We start from the raw sequence: 650 nt of genomic DNA on the forward strand, positions 1-650 counted from the left end.
TTCCTGTTTATCGTTCGTGACGTATACAAAACTCCTGAGTTTGTGGCAGAACAAGCATCAAGTATGGGTATCCAAAAATTCCATATAGTGAGTTTAGAAAAAGAAACGCGTGGGCAAGCTGAAACTGTTACGCTTGGTATTGAGGCGTGGAGAAAAGAAACTAATACTTGCGAAGATGATACCATGACCATCTTTAACATCGATACATTTAGACCTGGGTTCACATTTCCTTCTCTCGATGAACTTGGTGATGGTTATTTCGAGGTATTTAAAGGTTCTGGTGATAACTGGTCTTTCGCAAAACCAATATGTACAGGCTCAAACCTTGTTGGCAAAACTGCTGAAAAGAAACCAATTTCAGACTTATGCTGTACTGGCTTATATTATTTTCGCTCTCTAAATGAATATCTAATTGCGTATTATGCGTATCTAGATAAGCCAGAGACTTGGGAAAAAGGAGAGCTCTACGTAGCACCCCTCTATAACTATTTAATTGCTAATGGACTTAAAGTGCATTACCACTTAATCCCTCGGAAAGATGTTATTTTTTGTGGTGTTCCAGATGAATACCGAGACTTTTTAAGAAATAAATAAGAGGTCTGCTTATTAATCTGAATAGGAGTCGAAGTATGGTAAAGTGTGAAGATGTT

1 protein-coding gene is annotated in these 650 nt (G+C 37.7%); it reads left to right on the top strand.

Translation table 11 applies throughout. The features are described 5' to 3' along the window. The coding region (locus KIV40_RS34420; protein WP_285353937.1) for a capsular biosynthesis protein at positions 1–594 on the top strand (594 nt) is incomplete at its 5' end. Between the last annotated feature and the right edge of the window lie 56 nt (positions 595–650).

It is taken from the genome of Vibrio sp. D173a, from assembly GCF_030248475.1.